Source organism: Virgibacillus sp. Bac332, from assembly GCF_003667785.1.
In the GTDB taxonomy this organism is placed as follows: Bacteria; Bacillota; Bacilli; order Bacillales; family Amphibacillaceae; genus Virgibacillus; species Virgibacillus salarius.
This window is the reverse complement of record NZ_CP033046.1, coordinates 1920809-1945789: the sequence shown is the minus strand read 5'-3', so window position 1 is coordinate 1945789 and position 24981 is coordinate 1920809. Positions and strand designations below refer to the sequence as shown.

Below are 24981 nucleotides of genomic sequence, written 5' to 3'. Positions count from 1 at the left end.
ATTAGTTCCGTATAGAAAGGATGACTAGTATTCATTTTTTTATAACTAAAAGAGCTTATAGGAGGAACCTCTTGGTTATCTACAAGCTCTTTTTTACGCTACAACTATTTGTTTTTCGTGTACGAACGTCCTTCTTCCGTAGGCGTATTATAGTCCAACCCTTCCTCTATTGAAGGAGAGCTTTGTTCATATGATCATACAAATATTAATGGTGCTTAGTCACGCACAACTTTATAGTATCCTTTTCAATAGGACTTTTATCTAACCTCTTGCCCAAAAGCGCTGTTTCGTCATTGCTTTAATAAATTCATCTGCAAACAATTCTGATGTCTGCTCTATTAGCACACCAGGCTGACCATCTATGCCTAAAGATTCAATAATGGTAGAAGCTTCCTCAGAAGCACCAATGGGTTTATAGTGATTATAAGATTCTACAACATAGGATTTTGTTTTCCAAATAAAATCATTTCCCATATGATCTCCACCTACAACATACAATCCATCATATAAAAGAGGAGAACCCGTCAAAAAGCTATTATCCACCTTCCACTTTTCCCCGTTCTCCCCTGTGACCGTTCCTAAATCTTTAGCAATCATTACTGGCTGAAGTCCTACTGCTTTCCATTGATTCAATATTGCCCTCGTTACGCTCTCGTTAAATCCTTGGCCAATAATTACACCTACACGCAACGTATCAGGACGAAATATTGTATTTGCCATGCTCACAGCTGGTGATTTCTTGGTTACCGTCGACGCTTCAACATCTGGAATCTCTGCACCAACATTTCGAGCCACACTAGCTGCCAATTTACTACTGATACGTCCTAACATATTTACTACCTGTTGTCTTACAGATATACTATTGACTTTCCCTAATTCAAAACTAAATGCATCAATGATGTGCTCTCGTTCAACCTTTGTCATACTATTCCAGAACAGACGAGCCTGTGAGAAATGATCCATAAAGCTCCTTGCTGTTGCCCTAATTTTTATGCCTTCGACTGCGGAAGGATAGGTTACATAACCGCCTTTACTACCTGGTACAGTATAAGGTGTATTATTCGCAAGGGAATTATTATGATAAGCAACCTGCCCTTTATCGATAGTAATTCTAGCAGCACCATCTCTCTGGTTATTATGAACAGGACAAATGGGTCGATTTATTGGCAGTTCTTTAAAATTGGTTCCTACTCTGTAAAACTGCGTATCTGTATAAGAAAACAAACGCCCTTGCAGCAATGGATCATTCGTAAAATCAATACCTCGAACAATATTACCTGGATGAAGTGCTAGTTGCTCCGTTTCTGCAAATACATTATCAACATTTTTATTTAGCGTCATCTTTCCAATGATTTGAACAGGAACATCTTCTTCTGGCCAAATTTTCGTTGAATCTAAAATATCGAAATCAAAATTAAATTCATCCTCTTCTTCAAGTACTTGAATCCCTAGTTCCCATTCTGGGTAATTGCCTGCTTCAATGTTCTCCCATAAATCTCGTCTATGATAATCAGCATCAGCCCCTCCAAGCTTTTGTGCTTCATCCCAAATTAAAGAATGAACCCCTAGCTTCGGTTTCCAATGAAACTTTACAAACCGTGATGTTCCCTCTTTATTTACGAAGCGAAAGGTATGTACACCAAACCCTTCCATCATTCGAAAGCTTCTAGGTATCGTACGATCAGACATAATCCACATCATCATATGTGCTGATTCTTGATTATTTGCAATGAAATCCCAAAATGTATCGTGTGCCGTTTGTCCTTGTGGTATTTCATTATGAGGCTCTGGTTTTACAGCATGTATGAGATCTGGAAACTTAATACCATCTTGAATAAAAAAGACAGGAATATTATTTCCTACTAAATCAAAATTCCCCTCTTCTGTGTAGAACTTTGTAGCAAACCCTCGTACATCACGATTGGTTTCATTCACACCTCTTGAACCCGCTACTTGAGAAAAACGAAGAAAAACAGGTGTCTTTACAGATGGGTCCTGCAAGAACTTTGCCGTTGTTAGCTTTTCTTGAGACTCATATACCTGAAAATAACCATGGGCTGCATAACCGCGAGCATGAACAACACGCTCTGGTATACGCTCGCGATCAAAGTGAGTCATCTTTTCACGCATCATAAAATCTTCTAAAAGCTGCGGTCCCCTAATCCCTGCTTTTAACGTATCCTCATCATTGGAAACTTTAACACTTTCTTCTGTAGTCATAATCTTTCCATAGTTATCCCTTACAAATTCATTCAACTGCTCTTGCTTTTTATTCTCATGTTTCCGTTCACTTTCTTTTCCCACGATGTAAACCTCCTCTTTCGATGCTTGAAAAAGCACATGATTCTACAATAGATTCTATTCTCTAAAAATAGAATTATTCAAAAAAGAGGAGATGGACAATCAATAGTTGACTATGAGTGAATATATGATGCTTTACAGTATGTGATACCAACAAGTGAAAATAGCCTGTTCCCTTCATTTAGCCTTTCATATTAAATTTTTCAAATTTATCGCTGCTACCCTTTCTTATAAAAAATCCATGTACAATAATACTGAAATGCGTCCTGCATCATGTCTTGTTGTATGATGAATAAATACAAAAAGTAGCCACAACGCTGCAGCTACTTTTTATGTAATGACAAATATACTATTCTTCATCGTCTAGATAGCGATTAGACAATTTCTCCTTATGTACTTGAAATACTTCTTCTAACGAAATATTATATTTGTTTGCAATCACTGTAACATTGCCCAGTACATCCCCAAGTTCTTCTATTAATTCTTGCTTATTTTCCTCGAAAGTATTATTTGCTTCATCGGGACGATCACGACCGATTTCTAGTGACCTTATCGCTCTCGCTACTTCCCCAGTTTCCTCCGCTAGAAAACCGATTCGAATAAATACATTTAAATTAGACCATCCTCGATGATTATAATAATCCTTTACCCATTTCTGCCATTGTTCTATATTCATTACCCATCCTCCCTTTTCACTAAAATACTAACATACCATACATGCTAATGTGCAAGACAAGTTTAGAGTTATGAAAAAATATAAGTCAGCCATTAAAACCCATAGATAGACGATGATTCCTATACCGAAGTGGGATAAAGTGTACTGATCAAGGAAATTTATAGGAACAATTGTAATAATTCACATAATCCTTCTATAATAGAATAAAGGAAGCATAAAATGATAAAAGGGGGAGTTATTGTTGGTAGACAAACAAGTTCAAAAAAGAGGCTGGAAACATTTCACTATTTTCACTATCATTGTAGGCTTGATTGTAGGAACTGCCTCTGTTATATCTGATAACTTATTTTTGCTTGGTGACATATCATTTACTAAATTTGTTATTTCCTATTTATCCATTATGATTAACTCCTTGCCAATGTGGTTTATATTAGCAATGTTTGTAGGCTATACATTTTCAAAAAGCTTGAAGGAAGCAGCTTTATTTGCAGTCATTTATACAATTGTTGCAATTACATTTTATTTTGTAATTGGCTATTTTTATGATGATAATGCAATCTCAACGCCTATTACTACATATGTAGAGTGGTATGGAGCTTCTGCGCTAGGAGGGATTATTGGTGGTGTTATTGGGTTCTTCCTAAGAAAAACACCATTTGTATTATTAATCTTACTTGCAGGCTTGCTTTTTCAATTATATATAAATGGTATGAGTAGTTGGAATAACATTATTGGTATATCACAAAATATTACCTTTTGTTTAATGATATTATCCATTCTTATTTACTTAGTTACTAGCAAAATAAGTAGTTGTCCAAAAACGCAGCTCCCTAATAGCATATCTAAATAAACGATTAATAAAAACAACTAACGAATACAGAAAAATTTTAAGCAAAGCAAAAAGGACAAGTGGTTTGATAACTCCTAACAATAGTTCCGTGTCTATTTGTACATGGATCTGTTATGAACTTCTTTAGTTCACTCCCAACTTCTTTGTATTGCCTTTAATTGCAGTGAATCTAGTGAAAAAATACAGAGATATTTTCGAGAACGCGAATATTCTAAGCAAATTCTCATTTAACACTTAGCAAAATCTCAGATTAATTCCTTATTTTGTTAATAAAGGAGTTGGATAAAAAATGAAAATTAGTGTTCTGGTAATTAGTTTACTATTACTTACTTCATGTAATGGAAGCTATCAATCATTAGTGAGTAAGAAGACCGAACAAGCACCTCTCTCTCACCAATCAGATCATCCATTACAAGATTTAGTTGAATATCCCATTATTAGCGATGTGGTCGACATGAAAGAAATGGAGTGGGATATAACAAAAGATAATCTTTATAAACGCGTTATCCTTTTTAAAAAGAATGGTGAAATAAAATATAAATCAATTTATATTAAAAAAACCAATAGGTTAAAGCTAGTGAAACTTGATGAAGGACTTCTTTATAATGAAATTATCCAATAATTAACGATATTATCATATCGAATTTAGTTTGAGAAATAAATAAATAATAATAACCATATTTGCGGGCGCAGCACACGACTATTTAACAGGGTGATATCTATTCGAAATAGAGGAGCGCATATTCTAGTACAATAGCAGTTCTTGGAGCCATTGTACTGCCAATAACCTCAGGAGATACAGCGTTTCGTGCCGCTCGTTCTGTTATTGCTGACTACCTTAAACAAAAAAGTGTTTAACCGATTAGCCATAGCCGTTCCGTTGTTTATCACTTCTTATTCCTTAACGAAAATTGACTTTAATCTTCTTTGGAGATACTTCTCTTGGGCAAACTAAGCAACAGCCGAAATCGCACTTTGAATTGCAACTATGTATATTTAATCGATGATTCCAACCATTTTTTATGAGTTATATGGTTTTTGTTTATATCTTAAATGCGGAAATTGGTTTCCGTTTAGAGCTTCGTCTATCATTTATAATAGGTGCAATTTACAGTGATGCTTACTTTTTTGTTCTTAAAAAAGCAAAGGAAAATAAAGCAAACAAATTGGACGTAGATATGTAAACAATTAGTAAGAAGCTTACACGGTCATCTGTGTAAGCTTCTTTTTTGGAAATGAATATTACATTCTATAAAAGACCCTTTTCTAATAATCTCTGTTATAAATTAGTGTTAAGCTTAATATTCAGAAATTATACTGCCATAATAAGCTCCTGACAAATATACTAATTTTCTTGAATTCCACTAAAATTCCTCTCTCACATACGTATTTCCTACCTGTATAAGATGTAAACTTTTACATTATTTTACCGGATAGTAGGGTTTTGAATTACACCGTCATTTTTTTCTTTTAATAGAATATAGAAGTCCAGCTTTTGTTAGAGGAGGGAACAAGATGTCGAGCAGTAAATTTCCACAATTTTACCATAAAAGATGTAATTGTCCTGCTAATAAAAATAACTGTTCATATTGCAAAAACAAAGAATTACATGTGGAGTATATTGATAGCTACGATGAAGATATAAATCATAGCTACTGTACTAATTGTAATAAACACTATAACCACTGTCGATGTGGTAACTTAAACATCATAAATGAAATTAATTTACCTTCATGTTGTGAAAATGGTCCTACTGGAGCTACTGGGCCGACTGGACCTACTGGCGCTACTGGGGCTACCGGACCTACTGGCGTTGCTGGCGCTACCGGACCTACTGGCGCTACTGGCGTTACGGGGGCTACTGGAACTACCGGTGCTACTGGCGCTACCGGTGCTACTGGGGCTACTGGCGTTACTGGCGTTACTGGCGCTACTGGCGTTACGGGGGCTACTGGAACTACCGGTGCTACTGGCGCTACCGGACCTACCGGCGCTACTGGCGTTACTGGCGCTACCGGCGCTACTGGCGCTACTGGCGTTACTGGCGCTACTGGCGTTACTGGCGCTACCGGACCTACCGGTGCTACTGGCGTTACTGGCGCTACCGGCGCTACTGGCGCTACTGGCGTTACTGGCGCTACTGGCGTTACTGGCGCTACCGGACCTACCGGCGCTACTGGCGTTACTGGCGCTACCGGACCTACCGGTGCTACTGGCGTTACTGGCGCTACCGGACCTACCGGCGCTACTGGCGTTACTGGCGCAACCGGAGATATTGTAACAGATATCGGCTTTTCCGCTAACAGGGTCCCTACAACTGTAGCTGCCGATACCCAACTGGACAATTGGTCTGTAGTGAGTCCTTTTTATGATGCAGTAGGATTTGACGAAGTAGCTGGAACATATACCATTCCTGCAACAGGACGATATTCTATAAAAGCTGTTATCAGTTACTCAACTACAGCAGCTATTACTGTTTCATTAGGAGCAGGAATAAATCCAGCTTTAGTAGTCCAACGAATATCACCAGTTACTACAGACTTAATTACAGGGTTATTTCCCGTTCTAAACGTAGACATTGTTCTATTGCTAACATTAAGGGCCATACTAGGAAGCGGCCAAGTAACATTAGAAGGAGATGTAGAATTAGATGCTGGGGATGTCATTGCTATTCAATATGTCGCAGATGGATTAACTATTAATGTCGATCTAGGCGGTACAGATGCAACTGGAACGATTTGGTCAGTTCACAGATTATCTTAAGTTATTTAGAATATATAAGCGAAACTAAAATAGTTAACTCAAAGCTGAACGATAAAATAAATGTTCATACGAAGCGCAGTCAAATTTCGTAGACTCCTTGAAAAAGAAAAACGCTTTTTCTGCGTGCAATGTATCGCTACCGAAGCCTTCCTTATCCTACGGGAAAAGCGTGAGCCTGAACATCCCACAGGAAAGCGTTCTTTACTTTCTGAGGAAGCTAATACGTCCCCGCGAAAAGCGAAGCATTTTGACTTAGCAATGAATGAACTACCTATAACCATAACAATAACCCGAACTTCATCTAAAATATTTCAGATAAAGTTTGGGTTTTACATATCTAAATATTCTTTCGTTCCAACCTCTTTTAGATATCTATAAGAATATTGTAATGCATGAAAATGAAAAGTTATCGTACTAATAAATCTAAGATAGTTATTCTATTTTTACAGAAAATACAGAAGCTCTACTTTCTTCATTTAGCAAAACTTGGTTATTATAATAGGCTATGTTAGGAGAAAATCGTATTCATACATGCTATACTATGGGGTATAAAGGACAATTATGGAGTTGATACGTATGGACCCATTAGATATCATGATGAAGCTTGATCAGATCGTTCCATACTTCGATCCGATTATAAGTGCAGAAAATCAATTAATTATTGGCTATGAAGTTATACCTTATTTTCAAGGAGAAGACAAAGAATTACATAACCTCTGTTGGTTTGTAAAAGATGAATCGATACCGAGCGAATTCCGATTAGAGCTAAGTAATGCGGTGCTTCATAAGGTATTAGATAAGTATATATGTACGGATCAGTCCCAATTTTTATTTATTCATTATGATGCTAATTTATTGCTCAAGGATGATGGCGATAGCATGATGGCATTATTAAATACTTATGCTGAAAAGGGACTGATGCTAAAAAATTTAATACTACAATTTTCTGAGTCATTTGTCACAGATCATATCTATGAACTAAAGCATTTATTTGCATATATACAAACATATGGTTTACAAATCGCAATTGATGACGTTGGTCAACGTAATGGTAACCTAGATAAATTAGCTATCATTAAACCCAATATAATAAAAGTAGATGTAGCATTTCTACAAGATGATGACCTACCTCAATTGTATCAAGATGTACACCATTTATTATCTATGCTTTCTCGTAAAATTGGCGCAACCTTACTCTTTAAAGGCATTACAACGTTCCAACAATTAAATTATGCATGGCGAAATGGTGGTCGTTATTATCAAGGAAGCTATTTGGAAAAGATACACCCTGAATTTATATCAGCAGACAACTGTAAGGATAAAGTTAAGAAAGATTTCCACCATTTTATAACGTTTGAGCATAAGAAAATGAAAGCGCAGTTAGATTTGACAAATAGAATTAATCAACAATTAGGAACAACTTTGAAAAAAATAAATCCAGATGCCCCTTATGACGAAACAATCCTGACCGTTGCTAAGGATTGTGATGCATTTACATTTCGAGTATATATTTGTAATGAAGCAGGCTTTCAATTATCCTCCAACGCGGAAAAGAATCTGGATGGTGAATGGGAATTGCGTAACGAAGGACGACAAAAAAACTGGAGCTGGCGCCCGTACTTCTTTGAAAATATTGTACGTATGAATATGGAGAAAAAAGGAATACTTTCTGATTTATATACAGATATAGAGAGAGACGAGCGAATTAGGACATACTCCCATCCTATCTCAGAACAACAATTTATTTTTATCGATATCCCATACAATTTTCTATTCGAACAAGATGGTTTATTATGAGACGCTGAGACAAAAGAATGAAGATACAATAAAAAACGAACGATAAGGTATCGACCCCCTGAAGTTAGAGTGAAAAACTAATTTCAGGGGGTGTTTTTGTGGCTAAATATAGTGAAGAATTTAAAGGGAAGGTTGTCACCGAGTATATAGATGGAAATCTTTCATATCGTTCCTTAGCCAAAAAATATCATATGAGTAGCTCTACACCACTATATGAATGGGTGAAAAACTATGAGCGTCACGGTATGGCGGGACTAAAACGAAGAAATAAAAAGAAGGAGTATGCTGTTCAATTTAAATTAGATACGATACAATTTATGTTAGAGACAGGTGCTTTTTATACAGAAACTGCTGTTCCATTTAAGTTGAGCAATTCGTCCATTGTTAAACTCTGGATGAAAAAATTTCGCAGACAAGGTAAGGAAGGCCTGGAATTAAAACGAAAGGGGCATCCTTCTATGCCTAAAAAACCCATTAATCAGAAGAAGCAGGAAGCAAAAAAGAGAACACGTGAAGAAGCGTTAGAACGTGAGAACGAACTACTAAGGCTAGAGAATGCCTACTTAAAAAAGCTAAAAGCTTTTCGGGAGAATCCGAATGCCTTCTACGAAAAGCACAGGCAAAGGTGGCATTCGAACTCAAAGAAGAAGGATTCCGATTAAAAGGTATTCTTCTTGTTGTGGGTATTCCTGAAGCTACCTATTATTATCATATGGAACGCTTTGACAGAGAAGATACAGAAACAGAATTAAAAGGTTACCTCCCCCCTTGTCGGTTATCCACTAAATATGCTTACTGTATCTTTTCTACAAAATTTTTCAACACATGTATGGTTTGCACGCAATCACTTAAATCAGACCATTCTAAAGGATTATGGCTAATTCCATTCTTGCTTTGGACAAATAGCATGGCTACTGGAACTTTTTCGCCAATAATCATGGCATCATGTCCAGCTCCACTTGGTAACTTATAAGGTTTCATATCCATTTCCTCGATGGTTTCTGCTAATAATTCCTGCTTATCACTCATAATCGGTACTGGCTTCACCCTCGTTTTTTCTACATAGTTAAACATAAGATGATGCTTATCGGCAATCGCTTCTGCTAGATTTAAAACATTATCCACTAATACATCTCTAGTATTCTGATAAATATCTCGAATATCAACATATAAAGTTACTTTGCCCGGAATAACATTTACACCATTTGGTTCTACGAGTTGTTTCCCAATGGTAGCAACAGCAGTATCATTCATTTCTTTGGGTAGCTTATTCACTTGATAGATAAATTCACTTGCGGCTACAAGAGCATCCTTTCGATCTTTCATCGGTGTATTTCCTGCATGACCTGCTTCTCCTAAAAATGTGAGCTCCAACCAGCAAGGCCCAGCAATTCCTGTCACAACACCACATGGCAGCCCTTCTTTTTCCAACTGTTTCCCCTGCTCAATATGTACCTCTACAAATAATTCAATCTCGTTCATATCCCGTTTCGCATTCTGATAGCCTTCCACACTTAATTGAACCTGTTTTAGAACTTCTTCAAAGCTATATCCTTCCTTATCCACTAACTGTTTTTTCTCTTCCATATTAAAGTTTCCAATCATTGCTTCACTTCCATTCAGCCCACCATTAAACCGCGCCCCCTCCTCATCAGCAAACACCACTACTTCAAAGGGTTTCGTTGGTTGATATCCTATCGTATTCCATGCCTCTACTACCTCTAATGCGGCAATCACACCAAGCACTCCATCGAAATGGCCACCATTTGGTACACTGTCCACATGGGAACCACTCATAATAGCGGGACGTGTAGCTTCTTTACCCTCTAGTCTTCCAATTAAATTCCCAGCACCATCTTCTTTCACCTCTAGTCCTGCGTTCTTCATCCACATGGCAACTTTATTTTGAGCAGCCACTTCCTCTTTTGAATACCCTGGACGATTGGCCCCACCATCTTCAGTTCGACCAATAGTAGCTATTTCGTTTAAACGATCAGCAATTCGCTCACCAGATACCCCTCCATAATCTAATTCCTGATTGTATCCATGCAATAAACGCTCACGGAGCAAATTCGTTTTCTTTTGATTCATTAGCTGTTCCCTCCTACTCGATTTTTACTAAACAACAAATTGAATTAATAATAGAATAATTCCAACTTGTTTTTAAAGTCAAGATGCCATAAAGTGAAACTTCAATCAATGAGGGCTTACTGCCAGTTATATACGTGATATATATACTGCTACAGAGATAAGAAAAACGGAGCAAAATTCGCTCATTCCTTATCACTACATGCTCAGATTTACGCTTCCTCTAGTAGCTATTATGGAATAATAGCTACTGCTTGCTTGACCACCACTCCAGCTGCCCACTTCCCTTTCCGTGGGGTTTGTCCTTCAGCTAACTTTTTTAGCAAAACCCGCTCAAAAAAGTGGATCTTCAGGTCAAACATTTCCCACAGGAGTTGAAGTGGCCGGCCTTCGCTATTATCAGGCTCTACAACGCTAGCATGAAGTAACACAGCTGCTTTTATACTCACGGATAGCGATTTTCACTTTACCCAGTGTAAAAAAAGTCAACCTATTACTTATGACAAGAATTGGTGCACCTTCTCATAGCGGAGACTAATTACGTAGACTCCTGCGGGAATTGCGCGAGCCGAAAATCCACTTTGCAACGTGTTCTTCTTTGCAAAGTTAGTTGAGGCCGTGCCCGCGGAAAGCGAAGTAATTCGTCGGAGCATTGCCAATATACATCAAACATTTCAAAATAACTACTTGGCTTAACGCAGTCATTGCACTGATTTTATACTTTCTTAACTTATAAAAAAGGGAGCCACACTTGTGCTCCCTTTGGATGTTATTCCTATTCCTTTATCCATTGATTGACTAAATCTTGATTTTCTTCGACCCATTTCCTAGCACCATCAATCGGTTCATCAGCGTCCTTGACATAGGTCATTAATTCCCCAATGGAATCATCATCCATTTTCCAATCTTTCATCCACTTACTAACTTTTGGAAAATCTTCTGCAAATCCTTGACGAGCTGCATGATGAATCTTTTCTACGCCACCATAAACCTCTTTGGGGTCTTCCAGGTATTTTAAATCATACTGTGAGAAGACACGATGCGGACTCCAAAGCGGTGCAACAATTGGTTCTTCATTCTTAATAGCTTCTGCAATTTCCGTTATCATAGCTGGTTCAGAACTTGGCAATAATTCATAATCAAGATCGTATTCTTTAATTAAATCCTCTGTTACTTCCATCGTACCTGCCCCTGGATCAAACCCGGTAATTTCACCTTCAAACATGTCTGCATGTTTATTTAGATCCTCTATACTATTCATGTTTTCTAAGTATTTTGGGACAACAAGACCAACTTTTGCGTTATCATACCAAGTTTCTTCTGAAAAGAAAACCTCATCTTTATACTCTTGCAGATAGGCCTGATCCTGAACTGGTAGCCATACCTCTAGATTAATATCCAATTCATCCTCTGCCAATGCTTTCATAATTGTACCCATATCAAGCAATTTCAAATTAACTTCATACCCCTGATCTTCCAAAATAACTTTCCACATATTGGTTACAGCGATATTTTCAGCCCAATTGATCTGTGCCATTTCAATGGTACCTTTATTCTCAGTTCCATCCTCTTTGGCATCTCCGGAACCTTTTTTATCTGACTCTGCACTATCTCCACATGCTGCTAATACAACGACGAATGCTAATCCTATTAGTAGAAGTTTACTTTTAATGAAACGCATAAATTGTCTAATCCTCTCCCATCACGTATTTTTATCGTCTGGATCTTTTGGTAAAAACTCATATATCTCTTCTGATCGTATGCTTGCTACCAACCGTTCAAGCCAGCGGTAATATATTTTTGACTGATCAAGCAGCTCATAAATTTTACGTGCTTCATCAACTAGCTCTGCTGATACATTTTCATCTTCAAAAATTTGATCTAATTCAAATTCAGCCTGTTTAATTGCCTCCATGTTCATTTTTGCCTCTCGGTCCCATAATTGACAAAAATAAGACATAAACGAATGGAAGAAATTCTTTTCAGCCGCATACGTATGTTTACGAGATCCACGTTGAAATTTCTTTTTTACCATCTCATTTTCTTGTAGCTTTCTTACACTTGTGCTCATACTCGGCTTACTCATCCCAAGTTCCTCTCGCATTTCATCGAGATTCATTTGATCCTTAAAATACATCGTTGCATAAAGCTTTCCTGCAGCTGGTGTTACACCATAAACATCCATCGTTTCGGCGATAGTTTCAATGACATATCCCTTTGCCTCTTCCAGCTTCTCCCTAGCCATGTCATCATTTGAAGCCGCCATTCCACCACCTCCTATTTTTAATAAATTTAATACGTTAAGAATTTATTTTACAAATTTAATGGTAACGTATCCTCGAAATATGTCAAATAATAATAAGAAAAGTTTAATGTTTTTTGAATTAAACCCATACATTAAAAAACCAATTACTGCTATTTTCAGCAGTTTCTATAACCAAATTCTCATATTAACAATTATACGTATTCACTTTGACAACAATAAAGCAACATGTTACATTAGTTTTGTTCAAAACGTTAAATAAATATTTAACAAACTTAACGAATGAAGGAGGTTTTTCCCTTTGGACTGCAAACGAAATTATATTGATGGTGAATGGGTAGCATCAAAGACAAATGCTACTCGAGACATTATTAATCCTTTTAATCAAGAAGTCATTGCTACAGTTACGGAAAGTGATGAAGTTGACACACAGACAGCCATTAAAGCTGCAAGAAAGGCATTTGATTCTGGGGAATGGGCAACAACACCAGCAACAAAAAGAGGGCAAATTGTTAGGACCATTGCTCAATTCATTGAAAGAGATAAAGAGGAATTGGCTAAGCTAGAATCACTCGACACTGGAAAAACAGTTGAAGAAAGTCGTGGAGATATGGAGGATATTGCTGGTGTCTTTCACTATTATGCTGAACTAGCAGATAAAAATGGCGGAGAAATTATCGACTCGCCAATTCCAAATTCGATAAGTAAGGTCGTACATGAACCTGTTGGTGTATGCGGACAAATCACACCTTGGAATTATCCGCTCTTACAAGCGTCTTGGAAGCTTGCTCCTGCATTAGTAGCAGGAAATACACTTATTATGAAACCAAGTGAGATTACACCACTAACTACCGTTAAGGTGTTTGAATTAATGGAGGAAGCAGGTGTTCCAGCTGGAGTCGTTAATTTAGTACTTGGACCAGGACATTCCGTAGGTGCTGAACTTTCTGCTAATAAAGAAGTTGATCTTATTTCCTTTACTGGAGGTATTGCAACTGGTAAGAAAATTGTGCAAGCAGCAAGTTCCAACGTGAAAAATTTAGCACTTGAACTTGGCGGAAAAAACCCAAATATCGTTTTTGCAGATGCTGATTTTGATACAGCGGTAGATCAAGCACTAAATGCAGTCTATTTTCACGCAGGACAAATTTGCTCTGCCGGAACAAGATTAATTGTTGAGGAAAGCGTTCATGATGCGTTTATTGACAAACTTGTTACACGAGTTATGGACATTAAGCTAGGTAACGGTTTTAATGAGGCAACACAAATGGGACCGCTAATTTCTGAGGAGCATTTAAATAAAGTTATTGATTATGTGGAAACTGGTAAACAGGAGGGAGCAACCGTTGCAGTTGGCGGAGATCGCCCAAGTGACCCTCAATTACAAAAAGGTTTCTTTTATCTTCCTACCGTACTCACAAATTGTACAACGGATATGAAGGTAGTTCAAAACGAAGGTTTTGGTCCTGTTATTACCGTAGAAACATTCCAATCAGAAGAAGAAGCTATTCATCTAGCCAATGATTCAATTTACGGTCTGTCTGGCGGCATATGGACAAATGATATTGCTAAGGCGGAGCGTTGCGTAGCAAAGATGCGCATGGGAACGGTTTGGATTAATGAATACAATCTATATTTTCCGCATGCACCTTGGGGCGGATTTAAACAATCTGGAATTGGCCGAGAACTTGGCAGAGCTGGATTAGAAGAATATCAAGAAACGAAGCATATCTTTCAAAACTTAAAACCAGAAGCAATAAATTGGTTCTAAATATAAAATTTCAATCTTAGGAGGAATCGTCGATGAGTTTAAATATGAAAGTTGAACATATGCATAAATTCCATACATTTGAAATCCCAACAGCGATCAAGCATGGGATCGGAGCAATTAAACATATTGGTGAAGAAGTTAAAAACCTTGGTGTTACCAAAGTTCTTCTCGTAACTGATCCTGGTATCTATAAAGCAGGGGTAACTGAACCTGTTGAGAAACATCTAAAAGAGGCTGGAATTGAGGTTGTTGTCTTTAATAAAGTAGAGCCGAATCCTCCTGTACGTTTAATCGCTGAAGGGTCTAAGGTATTTACAGAAGAATCATGTAATGGACTCGTAGCCGTAGGTGGCGGTAGTTCAATGGATACAGCAAAGGGAATTGGTGTTGAAGCAACACACGATGGTAGTGTACTAGATTACGAAGCTGCCGAAGGTAAGAAACCTTTAGAAAATCGTATTCCACCATTAACTACCATTCCAACAACTGCAGGTACAGGTTCAGAAGTTACACAATGGGCTGTTATAACAGATGAAGAACGTGAATTTAAGTTTAATACAGGTGGCCCATTAATTGCGGCACATTTAACCATTCTTGATCCTGAATTACATGTGTCCATGCCCCCACATGTAACAGCTATGACAGGTATTGACGCACTTGCTCATGCAATCGAGTGCTATACGATGCATTTTGCACAGCCGGTAACAGATGCAGTTGCACTATTGGCAATAGAGTACGTAGGTAAATATATTCGTCGGGCATACGCTGATGGTGGTGACATTGAGGCACGCTACGGGATGGCACAAGCTGCCATGCTTGCTGGACTTTCATATGGAAGTGAATCAGCTGGAGCAGCACATGCTATGTCTCAAACATTAGGCGGTATTATTCCCGTTGCCCATGGACAATGTGTGGCTACGATGATGGGACCCGTGATGGAATATAATTGGAAAGGACATCCTGACAAATTTGCACGTATCGCACAAGCACTAGGTGCAAACACATTCGATATGACAACTGAAGAAGCAGCAAAAGCAGCAGTCAATGAAGTTTATCGTTTAGCAGAAGACTTAGATATTCCTAGTTTAGAAGAGCAAGGTGTTTCACCTGATATGATCGAGCGTTTATCAAAAGAGGCCATGAAGGATCCACAAACAGTAGGAAATCCACGTGATCTCACCGAAAAAGACTATCAGTGGATTTATAAGCGTTGTTTCGGATTAGTGGCAAAAACCGTATAATCCAAAGCAAACTTGCATGGACCCCGTAGTTAAGAAACTAGATAAAAGATAGCCTTGATTTAAATAAGGCTATCTTTTTCATTTACCTTTTTTATCATCATGTGAAAATACCAACGTATTATGAGATAAACATCAACTTATACAGCGAACTTAAAACATACTCTCTCAGCTATTTTACATTGAATTTACAGTGGTTTTATATTGTGTTATTAAATTTTTATTATCATAACTATATAAAGCAAAGTTTATTTTCCAGCTAGTAAAATAATTAGTGATAGGAGGAATGTTATCATGAAATCGAAGAGCAATTTTTGGGTAATTTTGGCAGCCCTTACGTTAGGACTAACAGTTTCATTTTCTAGTGCACAAGCTTTCTCGGAATCTTCAAGTTTAGTAAACAACAATCGTAAGCCAGAACTTGTTTTTCCTGTAATAAGTGATGTGCATATTGACAATAGTTCAACAATAGATGATGAGAAATTTAAAGCAGCGATGAACCAACTAAACAAAGTTGCCCCTGATCAGGATGCTTTTGTTGTGGTAGGGGATTTGACTGATTACGGATATGAAACAGAGTATGATAAATTTTTCTCTATTTATAATGAAAAGAAACAAGATGGCGTCAATTCCTTGTTTACAATGGGTAATCACGATTATTGGAATGGTCTATCTATTAAGGATGCACAAACTCGTTTCTTGGAAAAAACAGCAATGGAATCGATCTATTATCACAAAAAAGTAAATGGCTATCATTTTATTGCGTTAAGTCCTGAAGACAGCACCACTCATGGTTTGTATACGGTTGATCAAATTAACTGGCTGAAAAAACAATTGGAGGCAGCAGAAAAGGACAACCCGGGAGAACCGATTTTTGTGTTCCTACATCAACATATTAAAGACACAGTTTACGGAAGTGATTTGTGGGGTACCCAAGAAAATAAAGAACTTCTATATGATACATTGAAGGAATACCCCCAAGTAATTACATTCTCTGGACATTCTCATTACCCACTTGAAGATCCTAGAACGATTCATCAAAAAGATTTTACATCTGTCGGTACCTCTTCCGTCAGCTATTTGGAATTGGAACCAGGGAAACTTCAAGGGTTTCATCCACAAGGATATCGAGATATTAGCCAAGGTATGGTTGTAGAGGTTTATAATAATGAAGTCATGATTAAGAAACGTGATTTCCATAAAGATAATTGGGTAGGAGATCCTTGGGTGATAAAATACCCAGCTAAGAAAAATAAATTCAACTATACAGAAGACCGTGACCATATAAATCCGGTATTTCCAACAAAAGCCGATGCATCAATCATAGAAGAAAAATCAACATTAAGAAGTTTAACTATTGAATTTCCACAGGCAACTGATAACTTGCTAGTACATTCATATCAAATTAAGGCCAAAAATTTAAAATCAGGAGAATATGATGCAGATTTCAAAGCGTTTTCCAATTTCTATTATGATCCTATACCTAAGAAATTAGAATTCCCAATAAACGGTCTTCAACCAGGTACTACGTATGAAATTGAGATACAAGCACTGGACTCATTTGGAAACACAAGTAAAACAAAATTAAAAACTGAAGGAACTACAAAAGCTTTAGAGATGGTATCAACACAAGCTTCTCCTACTCTAGTAACGAATGGTGAATCAACATCCATTCAAGTAAAGATGAAAAACTATGGCAGCAAAGGTGTAAACGGAAAAATTAAGATTGATGCACCTACTGACTGGACATTGGTAAATCATGAAATCGCTTATGAGCTTACAGGTTATGAAGAAAAGACGTTGAATGTTAAAGCTACCCCATCTGAAGCAATTTCAGGTGCATCTGAATTCACAGTTACAGCTTATGAAGGTGAACAAAAAATCGGATCAAAAGATGTCCAAGTTCTAGTAAACATGATGCTGGGACAAAATTTTGATTATTTACAGTCTTCATTAAAACCTGCAGTTAATGAAGATATCCCTGACTCAATTCTAGGTTGGACTAGCGAAACTCCAAATGGGTGGACGATTACCAATAGCTCCCATATGCCTGCTGGGACAATAGAATGGCAAGGGTGGAGCTTTACTACAAAAGATTTTTGGACAAAAGCTGATACACAAGAACGTGAAGATTTTGATCTTGGACAAGGTGTTATTGCCGTTGCTGACCCAGATGAGTGGGATGATAATGGTTCACCAGCATCTACCGGATACTTTGATAGTACATTAACGTCACCTTCTATAAAAGTTAAAGGTGATCAAAACCTATCATTAGGATTTGCCTCTCATTATAAACAAGAAGGAATACAAACAGCTGAAGTAACAGCAGTTTTTGATAATGGTGAAAAACAGCAAGTACTTATTTATGACAACAAAAGCACTTCTGACAATGGGAACAGCCATGTTTTAAATAAGTATGAAGTTAAATCAATTAACGTTCCTGAAGAAGCTTCTTCAATGAAACTGAAATGGAGAATGTATAATGCGAAAAATAATTGGTTCTGGGCGATTGATGATATTAGACTTGATGATCAAATGATTGTGCCGCCAAATTAAATCTAAAATCAAGTAGGAGGGGATGGCTAGTCCCCGAACTTTACACCACCATCATACTTACCGATAGGTACACGGTTGATTCAAATGATACGATTTCGGTTCCGTGTCCTAGTAGACAGGGACAGAGGTGCACGATAATCAGTTCTATGATGCTTGCGATTGATGACAGCATCTCTGTCCTAATCATAGGCCTACTCTTTCGATAACATCTAACTTACTTAATCCTTTTGCACTTTGTTTTAATTCCTCAGAGTCCATGGATGAATGTTTCTTCATTGATTACAAAGAAAGACAGCCTGGATATCGGTAATCTTTTTCTAAATAAATAGGAATAGTGGTTGGCTATTATCACACCCTCTTCTTGCAAGAGTACTTATTATGAAGTAAGGATACTTCTGAAAGACTACTAAATTAGTTGGTTTTACGATTATCATCATCTTTAATAATCGCGTACATACATATATCCCGATGTTTTCCTTTTATAAACAATCGTTTTTTCAATATACCTTCTAATTTTAATCCACATTTCTCTAATACTTTTTGGGAGCCAATATTTTCTACGAAACTCCTTGCCTGGATTCGCTGTAACTTCATGGTTGTAAAACCATATTTAATCACCTCCTGACAAGCTTCGGTAACAATCCCCTTCCCCCAATGCGTATTTGTTAGGACAAAGGCCAATTCTGCCGTATCATTTTCTTGTTCCCAAAAAACGTATTCAATCATGCCAATCAACTTTTTATAAGGTTTTAACTCTATCCCCCACGGAGCTAATTGATTATTATCATATTGATCCAATACAAAATTGATAAATAGCTTTGTCTGTTCGTGTGATTGATGTGTATCAAATGGAAGATACTGCGTGACTACATCTAATGATGTAAAGGCATGAATTGCGGAAAGATCTGTGGCCATTATTTTCCTAAGAATGAGTCTTGGCGTTTCTAATATCGGTTGTTCCAGATCAATTTCCCTATCATTCAATTGCGCCATATCAACCCCCCTTTTTTTTCCACCGTCAATAACCTTTAATCTAAGGAACCTTATATCTAACATCTTTAAAGCAAATGACCTATTCTATGCTATTTTCGAATAAGGTTGATCTATAACCTATTTACCACTAAAAAATATAGATACATTAGTTAAGATAATATATTGAATTATATGTCTATTTATTTTTTTATGAATAATGATATACTATATACATTTGCAAAATGAAGGGGGTTATCATTCATGAAAAACAAGTATATTTTCCAATCCGAACGACTAGGCTTTAGAAGGTGGCAGGAATCAGACAAAGATTTATTTTCAGCCATGAATGCTGATCCTATAGTTATGAAGTACTTCCCTAAACCATTAACGAAAGAACGATCAGATTGGTTAATAGATAAATTTGAACAGGATTTAGCTGGAAAAGGATATGGTATTTGGGCAGTTGATCGCTTAAAAGATCATCAATTTATCGGTTTTATTGGACTGGCTGACATAGATATGCCTGATGTTACGTCGTCTTCCATCGAGATTGCATGGCGATTAGATAAACAGTTTTGGAAAAAAGGGTATGCAGTTGAGGGTGCTAAGACTTGTTTAGATTATGCTTTTCAGACGTTGCGCATGGATGAAATCTGTGCTTTTACCTCCACGATAAATAAGCCCTCTGAAAAAGTGATGGAGCGTATTGGAATGCAAAGGATTAAAACATTTGGACATCCTAAATTAGAGATTGATAGTCCACTGAAGCAACACGTTTTGTATCAGATTCGTTATGATTACTCCTCCATCTCAGAGCATTGTGCATATAACAAAAGCGCAAGCGCCCGATTAGAAACGCAGTAACTGGAGCGAGTCAACGGAGATAAAGGAAGCACGGTGGGCTTGCGAGCCGATGATGACTTAGATTAGGGCGATTCGTGAAGTCGCCTAGTTTCTGGGCGCTTGCGCTCTGGACGCGGCTCAATACGACCATTTTTATCTACATGAGCAAATTTTAAAATTTCCTAGAATATAATAAAAACCAGAAAAGGATACAATCTATCACCATTCCGGTTTCTGCCTGCTCTTATCTAAAGCATACTAAGCTGATAGGGGAGACTTGCCTTTACTGAATTCCCGGCATCCCTTAAGTTTACCAGGTAAACCTTATGGTTATGCGTAAAAGAATCAGCAAAATAGTCCCCTGAATGATTAAATTCGGAATAATAATGCGTTACACATAAAGGAGTTCCTTCCCCCTTACAAAACACCTCAAATGTGCCACGAGAAGTTTTAATTAATTGCTGATCCCACCCACTCATTTATTTATCTCCTTCCCTAGCTACATTTAAATCACTACATATGATCATTCACACGCCAATCGATTTCCTTTCTGCCAATTTCTTTTAATAGATTATTTGCTCTAGAAAATGGCTTGCTACCAAAAAATCCTCGATATGCAGATAATGGACTAGGATGCGGGGATTTAATAATATAATGCTTATTCGTATCAATCAAAGCACGCTTTTTCTGGGCGGCCCCTCCCCATAGTATATATATTACAGGCTCCTGCTTTTTATTTAATGATTTAATAACTTCATCAGTAAATTGCTCCCATCCCATACCTTGATGAGAATGCGCCTCGCCTTGTCTAACCGTTAATACATTATTTAGTAATAATACACCTTGCTCCGCCCAGTTTACTAATGATCCGTGATTTGGTATTGGATGACCTAAATCAGTATGCAATTCCTTAAAGATATTCTTTAAGGAAGGTGGTATAGCAACTCCTTTATTTACAGAAAAGCTTAGTCCATGCGCTTGGTTCGGACCATGATACGGATCTTGCCCTAAAATAACTACTTTCACACTTTCAAAAGACGTATAATGAAGAGCGTTAAATATGTCGTTCATATCTGGATAGATTATTTTAGAAGCATATTCCTTTTTTAGAAATTCTCGAAGCTGTTGATAATAAGGCTTTGTAAATTCCTCCTGTAACAACACTTCCCAATCATTCTTTAAAATTTGTTTTTTCAATTCCAATCATTCCTTGTAAATTATATCGCTCCTATTATTCTATCATGTATGAACCGTATTTCGATACCATTCCTTTTGTCATTAAAAGTAACCTTTAAGTAACCTCCGCACAAAAAAGTGCATACTTCACAGTTGTTTTATGCTCCTTTAAAATAATTCATGTAACGAAAAAGAATAGAGGAAGAAAGGATGTGTGTGTTGATGAGTAAAAAAATTGCTGTACTAGTTACTAATATGGTTGAAGAGATTGAGCTAACTGACCCAGTACAACATTTCAAAGAAGCAAATCATTCCGTTGATTTGATCGAAGGAGAAGCTGGCAAAGAGATTACTGGTAAAAATGGTAAAACATTCACGATAGATAAAGGAATTGATGAAGTGAAGCCAGATGACTATGATGCACTTTTAGTACCTGGTGGATTTTCACCAGATTTATTGCGAATCGATGAGCGAAATGCCACGTTTGCCCGAAGCTTTATCGAAGCTAAAAAGCCAGTCTTCGCCATTTGCCATGGACCTCAGTTTCTAATCGATACGGACCTTTTAAAAGATGTAGACATCACTGGGTTTACGTCAATTCGTAAGGACCTGCTAAATGCTGGTGCAAACTTCAAGGATGAAGAAGTAGTAGTTGATCAGAACATCGTTACTAGCCGAACTCCCGATGACCTTCCAGCATTTAACCGTGAAGCATTAAAACTGCTTCATGCTTAATACTTCACTTATAGTTGCCGAGGAACTTTTCTCGGCAGTTATTTTTGTATAACTAAAGAAAAGAACCGTTACTTTCTTCGCTAACACACTATGGGTTCTTAGTTATTTAAGAAAAACGGAGCAAAATTCGCTCAGTCCTTATCACTACATGCTCAGATTTACGCTTCCTCTAGTAGCTATTATGAAATAATAGCTACTGCTTGACCACCACTCCGGCTGCCCACTTCCCTTTCCGTGGGGTTTGTCCTTCAGCTAACTTTTTTAGCAAAACCCGTTCAAAAAAGTGGATCTTCAGGTCAAACATTTCCCACAGGAGTTGAAGTGGCCGGCCTTCGCTATTATCAGGCTCTACAACGCTAGCATGAAGTAACACAGCTGCTATTATACTCACGAATAGCGATTTTCACTTTACCCATTGTAAAAAAAGTCAACCTATTTCTTATGACAAGAATTGTTGCACATTCTCATAGCGGAGACTAATTACGTAGACTCCTGCGGGATTAGCGTGAGCCGAAAATCCACTTTGCAACGTGTTCTTCTTTGCAAAGTTAGTTGAGGCCGTGCCTGCAGAAAGCGAAGTAATTAATCGGAGCATTGCCAATATACATCAAACATTTCAAAATAACTACTTGGCTTAACGCAGTCATTGCACTGATTTTATACTTTCTTAACTTATAAGAAAAATTGAGCAAAATTCGCTCAGTCCTTATCACTACATGCTCAGATCTACGCTTCTATGGGGCTGGGACAAAACCCAGTAACTGAAAAAAGTGGTACGCCAATTTAGGGCGTATCACTTTTTTTACTTTTTTCAATATTTATATACGCAAAAAGGATACCTTCTGATAAAGTTAAAGTAACTACACAAAAACTTAGAAAAGAGGTATCCTTTATGTTTAAACATTATACCATGAATCAAGTCGTTTTGCCTTTAGATTTTGAAATGAAATTACAAGAAAATGATATCCCCTATGCGGTTAACCATATTGTAGAACATATCCCAGAGGAATCATTTGTGGGATTTTTGCGTGAAACAGGTTGTCCTGCATACCATCCACGCATGATGATGAAGATTATCTTATGTGCCTATACCCAATCTGTTTTTTCTGGCAGAAAAATAGAAGGCTTACTTAAAGATAGTGTACGGATGATGTGGTTAGCACAGGGTTATGAGCCGAGCTATCGTACCATCAATCGATTCCGTGTTCATCCCGAAGTAAAAGAGGTGCTACGCCAATGTTTTGTCCTATTTCGCTGTCAACTTGTTGAAGAGAAGGCAATTGAAGAAGAGGCCATTTTTATTGACGGCACGAAATTAGAAGCGAATGCCAATAAGTTCACTTTTGTATGGAAAAAATCCATTGAAAAATACAGCTCCGATTTAATAGAGAAGTCGAATCAAATGTATGAGGAGCTACTGGAAAAAGAAATTATCCCCGAAATAGAAAGAGAAAGTTCTGATGAAATTTCAACGGAGGAACTCAATGAAGTAGTTAAAAACCTAGATGAAAAAGTGAAGAAATACGATCAAGAAATCGAGGAAAGTGAAAAAGCAAAAGATCGCAAACAACTCCGTTCTATGCGAAAAGAACCCAAGCAATACCGTAAACAATTCCAAGACTATGTAATTCGTAAACAGAAATATCAAAATGATATGGAGATCTTTGGCAACCGCAATAGTTATTCTAAGACGGATCATGATGCCACTTTTATGAGAATGAAAGATGACTATATGAAAAATGGCCAACTTAAGGCGGGTTATAATGTACAAATTGCGACCGAAGGCCAGTACACATTAGCTTATGATGTATTTCCAAATCCTACGGATACTCGCACGTTTATTCCTTTTCTCAATAATATTGAAGAAAGGTACTTCAAGTTACCCAAGTATATTGTCGCTGACGCCGGTTATGGTAGTGAACAAAATTATAGTGAGGTATTACACCGAAATAGAACTCCACTCATTACGTATAATACCTATCGGAAAGAAAAGAAAAAGAAATATAAAGAAAATCTTTTTTATGTGTCAAACTGGGACTATGATTCAGACAGCGACTTCTTTACTTGCCCAAACGGAAAGAAGGTACCTTTTCAATATCTATCGAATCGAACAGATAAAGCCGGATTTAAACGAACCTTTCGTGTTTATGAATGCGAAGATTGTTCGGGATGTCCATTACGCGTTCATTGTACCAAAGCAAAAGGAAATCGTAAGATTTTCTACAATGCCCATTGGGAACAGCAAAAAGCATATATAAGAGAGCAGCTTTCAAAAGAAGAAACGGGAGAAATCTATGGAAAACGTAAAATAGATGTAGAACCTGTCTTCGGATTTTTGAAGGCTAATTTGCGTTTCACTCGTATGTCAGTGAGAGGCAAATCGAAAGTGGAAAATGAATTAGGATTCGCCTTTATGGCGGTGAATTTAAGAAAGTACACCGCCTTCAGGCAAAATACAAGCCTAAATTATAACAAAAAAGATTCCAGCTATCATTTTTTGATAACTGGAATCTTTTTTAACTTCATAAGGGCTAGTTATGTCCCAGCCCCGCTTGCTTGACCACCACTCCGGCTTGCCCCACTTCCCTTTCCGTGGGGTTTGTCCTTCAGCTAACTTTTTTAGCAAAACCCGCTCAAAAAAGTGGATCTTCAGGTCAAACATTTCCCACAGGAGTTGAAGTGGCCGCCCTTCGCTATTATCAGGCTCTACAACGCTAGCATGAAGTAACACAGCTGTTTTTATACTCACGGATAGCGATTTTCACTTTACCCATTGTAAAAAAAGTCAACCTATTTCTTATGACAAGAATTGTTGCACCTTCTCATAGCGGAGACTAATTACGCAGACTCCTGCGGGATTAGCGTGAGCCGAAAATCCACTTTGCAACGTGTTCTTCTTTGCAAAGTTAGTTGAGGCCGTGCCCCATAGCCGTCAAGCTAAGAAAAAAGAAG

At 37.4% G+C, this 24981-nt stretch carries 21 protein-coding genes and 2 pseudogenes; 12 read left to right on the top strand and 11 right to left on the bottom strand.

Annotation, left to right across the window (positions count from 1 at the left end; genetic code table 11):
- Positions 1-261: 261 nt before the first annotated feature.
- Both D9782_RS09380 and D9782_RS09375 read right to left on the bottom strand, forming a co-directional pair.
- On the bottom strand, positions 262-2304 hold the full coding sequence (locus tag D9782_RS09380; protein WP_240455833.1) for a catalase: 2043 nt from the start codon (positions 2302-2304) through the stop codon (positions 262-264).
- A 346-nt stretch (positions 2305-2650) separates the two neighbouring features.
- On the bottom strand, positions 2651-2977 hold the full coding sequence (locus D9782_RS09375; protein WP_121604597.1) for a MazG nucleotide pyrophosphohydrolase domain-containing protein: 327 nt from the start codon (positions 2975-2977) through the stop codon (positions 2651-2653).
- Between the two features lie 241 nt (positions 2978-3218).
- Here D9782_RS09375 and D9782_RS09370 point away from each other — a divergent pair, with 241 nt between their 5' ends.
- From D9782_RS09370 to D9782_RS09350, 6 genes and pseudogenes are all read left to right on the top strand, one after another.
- Positions 3219-3827, top strand: coding sequence for a hypothetical protein (locus tag D9782_RS09370; protein WP_121604596.1), 609 nt, complete (start codon positions 3219-3221; stop codon positions 3825-3827).
- Between the two features lie 289 nt (positions 3828-4116).
- A complete protein-coding gene (locus tag D9782_RS09365; protein ID WP_121604595.1) occupies positions 4117-4449 on the top strand; it encodes a hypothetical protein in 333 nt (110 codons plus the stop codon).
- A gap of 116 nt (positions 4450-4565) precedes the next feature.
- A pseudogene (locus D9782_RS23545) lies at positions 4566-5011 on the top strand (carbon starvation protein A); the annotation flags it as partial.
- Positions 5012-5342: 331 nt separating this feature from the next.
- Positions 5343-6590 (top strand): collagen-like triple helix repeat-containing protein, encoded by a 1248-nt coding sequence (locus D9782_RS09360; protein ID WP_371413993.1) that lies wholly within the window; start codon positions 5343-5345, stop codon positions 6588-6590.
- 576 nt (positions 6591-7166) lie between these two features.
- Positions 7167-8387, top strand: coding sequence for an EAL domain-containing protein (locus tag D9782_RS09355; RefSeq protein WP_121604594.1), 1221 nt, complete (start codon positions 7167-7169; stop codon positions 8385-8387).
- 98 nt (positions 8388-8485) lie between these two features.
- Positions 8486-9049, top strand: coding sequence for a helix-turn-helix domain-containing protein (locus D9782_RS09350; RefSeq protein ID WP_162986363.1), 564 nt, complete (start codon positions 8486-8488; stop codon positions 9047-9049).
- Between the two features lie 130 nt (positions 9050-9179).
- On the opposite strand, the gene D9782_RS09345 is transcribed toward D9782_RS09350, so the two are convergent.
- From D9782_RS09345 to D9782_RS09330, 4 genes are all read right to left on the bottom strand, one after another.
- The gene (locus D9782_RS09345; RefSeq protein WP_121604592.1) at positions 9180-10478 is read right to left on the bottom strand and encodes a Zn-dependent hydrolase; all 1299 of its coding nucleotides are present in this window, start codon (positions 10476-10478) and stop codon (positions 9180-9182) included.
- A gap of 230 nt (positions 10479-10708) precedes the next feature.
- On the bottom strand, positions 10709-10924 hold the full coding sequence (locus D9782_RS09340; RefSeq protein WP_121603973.1) for a hypothetical protein: 216 nt from the start codon (positions 10922-10924) through the stop codon (positions 10709-10711).
- Between the two features lie 326 nt (positions 10925-11250).
- Complete coding sequence (locus D9782_RS09335) at positions 11251-12156, bottom strand: glycine betaine ABC transporter substrate-binding protein (RefSeq protein ID WP_121604591.1); 906 nt, start codon at positions 12154-12156, stop codon at positions 11251-11253.
- A gap of 21 nt (positions 12157-12177) precedes the next feature.
- Entirely contained in the window at positions 12178-12741 is a 564-nt protein-coding gene (locus tag D9782_RS09330; RefSeq protein WP_026679730.1) for a choline uptake/conversion transcriptional regulator CudC, read from the bottom strand.
- A 298-nt stretch (positions 12742-13039) separates the two neighbouring features.
- On the opposite strand from D9782_RS09330, the gene betB reads away from it, so the two are divergent.
- The 3 genes from betB to D9782_RS09315 all read left to right on the top strand — a co-directional run bounded on the left by betB (position 13040) and on the right by D9782_RS09315 (position 18303).
- Positions 13040-14509: a betaine-aldehyde dehydrogenase gene (gene betB, locus D9782_RS09325; protein WP_121604590.1), complete on the top strand. Its 1470-nt coding sequence runs from the start codon at positions 13040-13042 to the stop codon at positions 14507-14509.
- Between the two features lie 32 nt (positions 14510-14541).
- Positions 14542-15750, top strand: coding sequence for a choline dehydrogenase (locus tag D9782_RS09320; protein WP_026679728.1), 1209 nt, complete (start codon positions 14542-14544; stop codon positions 15748-15750).
- A 291-nt stretch (positions 15751-16041) separates the two neighbouring features.
- Positions 16042-18303 carry a metallophosphoesterase gene (locus D9782_RS09315; protein ID WP_121604589.1) on the top strand — a complete coding sequence of 754 codons (2262 nt, stop codon included), beginning with the start codon at positions 16042-16044 and terminating at the stop codon, positions 18301-18303.
- Positions 18304-18714: 411 nt separating this feature from the next.
- Here the strand turns inward: D9782_RS09315 and D9782_RS09310 are convergent, their stop codons facing one another.
- Positions 18715-19296, bottom strand: coding sequence for a GNAT family N-acetyltransferase (locus D9782_RS09310; RefSeq protein ID WP_051388227.1), 582 nt, complete (start codon positions 19294-19296; stop codon positions 18715-18717).
- Positions 19297-19536: 240 nt separating this feature from the next.
- Between D9782_RS09310 and D9782_RS09305 the strand changes: the two genes are divergently transcribed.
- Complete coding sequence (locus tag D9782_RS09305; RefSeq protein WP_121604587.1) at positions 19537-20139, top strand: GNAT family N-acetyltransferase; 603 nt, start codon at positions 19537-19539, stop codon at positions 20137-20139.
- Between the two features lie 230 nt (positions 20140-20369).
- On the opposite strand, the pseudogene D9782_RS09300 reads toward D9782_RS09305, so the two are convergent.
- A pseudogene (locus D9782_RS09300) lies at positions 20370-20597 on the bottom strand (alpha/beta hydrolase); the annotation flags it as partial.
- Between the two features lie 34 nt (positions 20598-20631).
- Entirely contained in the window at positions 20632-21315 is a 684-nt protein-coding gene (locus D9782_RS09295; protein ID WP_121604586.1) for a uracil-DNA glycosylase, read from the bottom strand.
- 201 nt (positions 21316-21516) lie between these two features.
- On the opposite strand from D9782_RS09295, the gene D9782_RS09290 reads away from it, so the two are divergent.
- On the top strand, positions 21517-22029 hold the full coding sequence (locus D9782_RS09290) for a type 1 glutamine amidotransferase domain-containing protein (protein WP_026679724.1): 513 nt from the start codon (positions 21517-21519) through the stop codon (positions 22027-22029).
- 193 nt (positions 22030-22222) lie between these two features.
- Here the strand turns inward: D9782_RS09290 and D9782_RS09285 are convergent, their stop codons facing one another.
- Positions 22223-22420: a hypothetical protein gene (locus D9782_RS09285; protein ID WP_121604585.1), complete on the bottom strand. Its 198-nt coding sequence runs from the start codon at positions 22418-22420 to the stop codon at positions 22223-22225.
- 501 nt (positions 22421-22921) lie between these two features.
- Here D9782_RS09285 and D9782_RS09280 point away from each other — a divergent pair.
- Positions 22922-24589, top strand: a complete 1668-nt coding sequence (locus D9782_RS09280) for an IS1182 family transposase (RefSeq protein WP_121604584.1) — start codon at positions 22922-22924, stop codon at positions 24587-24589.
- Here the strand turns inward: D9782_RS09280 and D9782_RS22840 are convergent.
- Positions 24491-24778 carry a hypothetical protein gene (locus tag D9782_RS22840; protein ID WP_162986362.1) on the bottom strand — a complete coding sequence of 96 codons (288 nt, stop codon included), beginning with the start codon at positions 24776-24778 and terminating at the stop codon, positions 24491-24493. The two genes, D9782_RS09280 and D9782_RS22840, sit on opposite strands and share 99 nt — an antisense overlap.
- Positions 24779-24981 lie beyond the last annotated feature (203 nt).

Coding starts and splice junctions, on each gene's coding strand:
- D9782_RS09375 (WP_121604597.1), bottom strand. CDS start 2,977: ATGAATATAGAACAATGGCAGAAATGGGTAAAGGATTATTATAATCAT.
- D9782_RS09365 (WP_121604595.1), top strand. CDS start 4,117: ATGAAAATTAGTGTTCTGGTAATTAGTTTACTATTACTTACTTCATGT.
- D9782_RS09360 (WP_371413993.1), top strand. CDS start 5,343: ATGTCGAGCAGTAAATTTCCACAATTTTACCATAAAAGATGTAATTGT.
- D9782_RS09355 (WP_121604594.1), top strand. CDS start 7,167: ATGGACCCATTAGATATCATGATGAAGCTTGATCAGATCGTTCCATAC.
- D9782_RS09345 (WP_121604592.1), bottom strand. CDS start 10,478: ATGAATCAAAAGAAAACGAATTTGCTCCGTGAGCGTTTATTGCATGGA.
- D9782_RS09335 (WP_121604591.1), bottom strand. CDS start 12,156: ATGCGTTTCATTAAAAGTAAACTTCTACTAATAGGATTAGCATTCGTC.
- D9782_RS09330 (WP_026679730.1), bottom strand. CDS start 12,741: ATGGCGGCTTCAAATGATGACATGGCTAGGGAGAAGCTGGAAGAGGCA.
- D9782_RS09320 (WP_026679728.1), top strand. CDS start 14,542: ATGAGTTTAAATATGAAAGTTGAACATATGCATAAATTCCATACATTT.
- D9782_RS09315 (WP_121604589.1), top strand. CDS start 16,042: ATGAAATCGAAGAGCAATTTTTGGGTAATTTTGGCAGCCCTTACGTTA.
- D9782_RS09310 (WP_051388227.1), bottom strand. CDS start 19,296: ATGGCGCAATTGAATGATAGGGAAATTGATCTGGAACAACCGATATTA.
- D9782_RS09305 (WP_121604587.1), top strand. CDS start 19,537: ATGAAAAACAAGTATATTTTCCAATCCGAACGACTAGGCTTTAGAAGG.
- D9782_RS09290 (WP_026679724.1), top strand. CDS start 21,517: ATGAGTAAAAAAATTGCTGTACTAGTTACTAATATGGTTGAAGAGATT.
- D9782_RS09280 (WP_121604584.1), top strand. CDS start 22,922: ATGTTTAAACATTATACCATGAATCAAGTCGTTTTGCCTTTAGATTTT.